Below are 2,394 nucleotides of genomic sequence, written 5' to 3'. Positions count from 1 at the left end.
CTCTCCTGCCGCAAATCCTTCACCGCCTCAAACGTCACCGCCCCACCACTGACAATCGCAATATCCCCGCCACTGTCGAGCTTCGCCGCTTGATACTTCTGGTCCCCGCCGCTCTGCAACGTCAGGTTGCCGCCGGTCTTGATCTCACTCCCCACATTCGTCACCTGGGTGACTTCATCGCGCTGGGTTTTCTTGCTGCCCCAACCGCCCTTTTTGCTCATGTCGTACAGCGAATAGTTGCTGTCTTGCGCGGCCAGCAGGCTCAGTTCGTTGTCGGCGTGTACGTAGGCTTCGTTGCCGGCGCTGATTTTGCTGGCGACCAGGGTCAGGTCGGTGCCGGCGATGGCGATGAGGTCGCCGCCGGCTTTGAGTTCGGCGCTTTGTTGGGTGACGGTGTCGAGTTGGGTGGTGGTTTTGGTGCCGCCTTTTTTGCCTTTGGAGTAGTCGTGTTGTTCGTTGGCGGCGGCGGCCAGGGTCAGGTTTTCGCCGGCTTTGACGCTGAGGTCTTTGGCGGCGCTGACGGTGCTGGCGACCACGGCGATGTCGCGGCGGGCGTCGATGGCGAGGTTGCCGCCCACGTCCACGTTCGAGCCGTATTGCAGGGTGGTTTGCTCGGTGCCTTTGACGCGGCGGCGTTGGTAGGCGTAGTCGTCCTGTTCGGTCTGGCTGGCGATCACCACGTCGCGCCCGGCGGTCACGCTGGCGTTGCCACCGGCCTTGAGGTCGCTGCCGACGTTAAGTACATCGCGCCCGGCGTTGAGCTTGAGGGTGTCGGTGGCTTCGAAGCGCGAGGCGTCGCTGGCCACGTCGTTGCGCAGTTGGTAGCCCTCGCCTTCCTGCTTGAAGGTGGTGACGGTGCGCTCGTTGAGGATGTCGCCGGTCACGGCGGTGGCGAGTATTTCCGGCAGTTGCCTGTGCGCTGGTGTTGGCTATTTGATGCCTTGCGCGTCTTTATGCTGAGGGCTTATAGTCCGCCGGTCGCCCATATGGCGATTCAGGTTTGGCGACCTGACGGTAGAGAATGCGCAAGCTGACGGCTTTTTTGCAGACACTTGTGCGCCCGCAAAGTCGTTTATGACGGCTGTGCGCGGGAGACCTTAGGGTCTGCCGGTTTTCTCTACTGCCGGTTCGCCAACCTGCGTACAGCTGTCACCCATACGTTTGGCGACGTTTGAGTGATGGCATCCATCACTTAAGTAGAGAGATATAAAATGCCCCGATACATGCCTCTAACAGGCCACGATTCAACCATCCCCGCGCTGGTGATCGACACGCAAGCCCCTCTTGATGTTCTCTATGACGCCGCTGCTTACCGCATTCGTGCAGTAACTCAGTTTCTGGAAAACCTGGCATTTCGCGAGGAAATCAGCAGTGATGCGATTGTCCTTCACGACTTTGCGCTGTTACTGGCCATTCCATTGCGTGATGGTTGCGATCTCATGGATGTGATTGGGCGAAGGTTAATTTCGCAAGACTTATAAATAAATTCGGGCGGCGTAGAGCCGCCCGATCTGGCTAAGCTCAGAGCCCAAGATGTAAAAAATAAAAGCCAATTTATTAAAGAACTAGATTTTAATATCTAAAACGAAAAACACGTATAAACCCAAAAAAGTACAGTACACCTAAATAAACTCGCCTACCTTAGACACAAACACCCTGTGAAAATCAAATAAATCTGTGCCCTTTTCCAGGCGAAGCTGCACAGATTTTGGGGGCTGAGGACACTTGGAAATATTGGAGCGGGCTCTGCGTGATGAGGTGTGCCATCAAACGCAGAGCTTAAAATAAATTTGTGGGGATCCCTCAGGGTCTGACCCCATTTCTCTTGACCCCATTTCTCTTCAGAAAATCACAGCCTAGCAGATGGGTGAGAAATAAATCCGTCCCCTTTTCCAACTCAAATAGGGTGCAAAATAGCGGCGCAAGGCCGGTGTCGATAGTGCTTGATCAAGTTGGGAATATTGAAAACTACATCTGTCGAATATTAGATAAAAAATCATAAAATTCTTTTTCTGTCATCTCAAACTCTGGCCCTTCGACCATTGCCATTAGTGACAACAACGCAATGTCTAAATCTTTTGCGAGAGAAAGGTTTGGATCTTGGTAAATATCGCGTGCCTCTTTTGATATTTTAAAAATATCAAATCCGTCAGCAACTACTTTTCCAAGTCTATCAGCCACTATGTCTTCCATACTCATTGTTGCCCCCAACTCTTTAGCTCTGCTCCGGTCGGAGGGTAGTGCAGGCGTCCAACTCTTCCAGTAGTACCCACTAAATTTATTAGCGATTACTTCCCCGTTGGGCCCTCGCCGGAAGAATAGTGGTCTGACCCCATTTTTCCCCGCCAGAAGAATAGTGGTCTGACCCCATTTCTCCCATGACCCCATTTCTCC

The 2,394-nt window shown here is 53.3% G+C and carries 3 protein-coding genes; 1 reads left to right on the top strand and 2 read right to left on the bottom strand.

Annotated features, from left to right (window positions below):
- A partial coding sequence (locus tag GIW48_RS29595; RefSeq protein ID WP_236463047.1) for a hemagglutinin repeat-containing protein occupies positions 1-884 on the bottom strand: 884 nt, incomplete at its 3' end.
- Positions 885-1,211: 327 nt separating this feature from the next.
- On the opposite strand from GIW48_RS29595, the gene GIW48_RS29590 reads away from it, so the two are divergent.
- Positions 1,212-1,481 carry a hypothetical protein gene (locus tag GIW48_RS29590; protein ID WP_419789536.1) on the top strand — a complete coding sequence of 90 codons (270 nt, stop codon included), beginning with the start codon at positions 1,212-1,214 and terminating at the stop codon, positions 1,479-1,481.
- A 487-nt stretch (positions 1,482-1,968) separates the two neighbouring features.
- Here GIW48_RS29590 and GIW48_RS29585 read toward each other — a convergent pair.
- Positions 1,969-2,394, bottom strand: a 426-nt coding sequence (locus tag GIW48_RS29585) for a hypothetical protein (protein WP_236490699.1), incomplete at its 5' end; no start/stop codon positions are given.

The organism is Pseudomonas sp. PA-6-3C, from assembly GCF_021605825.1.
Taxonomy (GTDB): Bacteria; Pseudomonadota; Gammaproteobacteria; order Pseudomonadales; family Pseudomonadaceae; genus Aquipseudomonas; species Aquipseudomonas edaphica.
The sequence above is the reverse complement of the archived record's forward strand: the minus strand, read 5'-3'. Positions and strand labels throughout refer to the sequence as shown.